General features: G+C 73.1%; 2 protein-coding genes and 1 pseudogene. 1 reads left to right on the forward strand and 2 read right to left on the reverse strand.

Annotated elements, in window-relative coordinates:
* A pseudogene (locus K206_RS44090) lies at positions 1 to 199 on the forward strand (UDP-2,3-diacylglucosamine diphosphatase); the annotation flags it as partial.
* A gap of 34 nt (positions 200 to 233) precedes the next feature.
* Here the strand turns inward: K206_RS44090 and cysE are convergent.
* Together cysE and K206_RS0136025 are read right to left on the reverse strand one after the other, a co-directional pair.
* Positions 234 to 977, reverse strand: a complete 744-nt coding sequence (gene cysE / locus K206_RS0136020; RefSeq protein ID WP_020207079.1) for a serine O-acetyltransferase — start codon at positions 975 to 977, stop codon at positions 234 to 236.
* Between the two features lie 341 nt (positions 978 to 1,318).
* On the reverse strand, positions 1,319 to 1,840 hold a 522-nt coding region (locus K206_RS0136025; protein ID WP_020207080.1), incomplete at its 5' end, for an RNA methyltransferase.

Here is a 1,840-nt window from a genome sequence, read left to right on the forward strand (position 1 = left end):
GCAGGCGGTGGCCGCGCTGCTGCGCGCCAGCCGCGCGCCGGTGCTGGTGCACGGCCACACCCACCGCCCCGCGCGCCACGAAAGCGCCGAAGGCGTGCGCTGGGTGCTGACCGACTGGGACCTCGACGGCCGGCGCCCGCGCGCGGCGGTGCTGCAGCTCGACGCCAGCGGCTTCAGCGTGCTGCCGCAGGCGGACTGAGCGCGCCCGGCGCGGCCCCGCGCCGCCATCATCGTCACTTCATCAGCTTGCGCAGCTCGCTGGCGTCGAACCGGTCGTTCGGCGTGTTCTCGAGATGCTCGCCGAGCCGGTCCAGCGCGGCCATCACGATCTCCAGCCGCTCGTGCTGCTGCGCGGCGTTGTCGATCAGGCTCTTGAGCGCCAGCGAGACCGGGTCGTCCGCGTTGGGCGTGATGCCGTAGGCCGAGAATTCCTGCTTGGCGCCCTGCTGCGCGCCGGGCGCGTCGGGCAGGATGATGCGCGCCGGCACGCCCACCGCGGTGGCGCCCGGCGGCACCGGCTTGAGCACCACGGCGTTGGAGCCGATGCGCGCGCCGTCGCCGATGGTGTAGCCGCCCAGCACCTTGGCGCCGGCGCTGACCACCACGCCCGCGCCCAGCGTGGGATGCCGCTTCTGCCCCTTGTAGAGCGAGGTGCCGCCCAGCGTCACGCCCTGGTAGATGGTGCAGTCGTCGCCGATCTCGGCGGTCTCGCCCACCACCACGCCCATGCCGTGGTCGATGAACACGCGCCGCCCGACCTTGGCGCCCGGGTGGATCTCGATGCCGGTGAGAAAGCGCGACCAGTGCGAGATCCAGCGCCCCAGCCAGTGAAAGCCCGCGTTCCAGCAGGCGTGCGCGAAGCGGTGGAACACCACGGCATGCAGGCCGGGATAGCAGGTCAGCACCTCGAGACGGCTGCGCGCGGCGGGATCGCGCCGCATGATGGCGTCGATATCTTCCTTCAGACGAGAGAACATCGTGGTCGTGTCGTGTTGCCCTGCCGTGCGCCGCGGGCCCCGGCCCGGTCAGGTGCGCCGGGGTGGAAACGCGATCGCCGGCATGGTCGTTGGCCGGTGGGAACGGAGCAGGGAGTGTAAGAGATTTGGTGCCCTGCTGCCGTCATGGACATTGACTGCGCGTGCGCCGCCCCGTCCGCGCTGGCGGACGCCGGCGGCGCCGGCCGTCAACATCGCGCGGGCGCGCGGAACGGCCCGGTCGTCGTGCCGGCTACCGGGCCGGCTGTCGGGCCAACTGCCGGGCCAGTTGTCGTCAGGCCGATCGCGTGGATCGCGCCGAAGGCAGGAATCTGCACCACCGCTTACGTCTCCTGTTTGCCCGGCGCGCGCGCGGCGCCGGGGACCTCGCCGCGCGCGGCCAGCAACATGTGCTTGGCGATGCCGCGCAGGATGTTCACTTCTTCGCGCTCCAGCCCGCTGCGCGCCAGCAGCCGGCGCAGGCGCGGCATCAGCTTCTTGGGCGCGGCCGGGTCGAGAAAGCCGATCGCCTCGAGCCCCGTCTGCAGGTGGCCGAACATGGCCTCGACCTGCTCGGCGGTGGCCGGCTCGCCAGCATAGCCGATCTCGGCCAGCGGCGTGGCGCGCGGCGCCAGCAGGGCCAGCCGCATCTCGTAGGCGATCAGCTGCACGGCCTGCGCCAGGTTGAGCGAAGTGTAGGCCGGGTTGGCCGGAATGTGCGTGACCGCCGCGCAGCGCGCCACGGCCTCGTTGGGCAGGCCGAAGCGCTCGTTGCCGAACACGAAGGCCACATGCGCGCCGGCCGGCGGCTCGCCGGGCGTGGCGGCCAGGCGCGCGGCGATGCGGCCGGCGGCCTGCGCGGCGGC

Origin of the sequence: Cupriavidus sp. WS (genome assembly GCF_000395345.1) — a bacterium.
GTDB lineage: Bacteria > Pseudomonadota > Gammaproteobacteria > Burkholderiales > Burkholderiaceae > Cupriavidus > Cupriavidus basilensis_B.

Coding starts and splice junctions, on each gene's coding strand:
- cysE (WP_020207079.1), bottom strand. CDS start 977: ATGTTCTCTCGTCTGAAGGAAGATATCGACGCCATCATGCGGCGCGAT.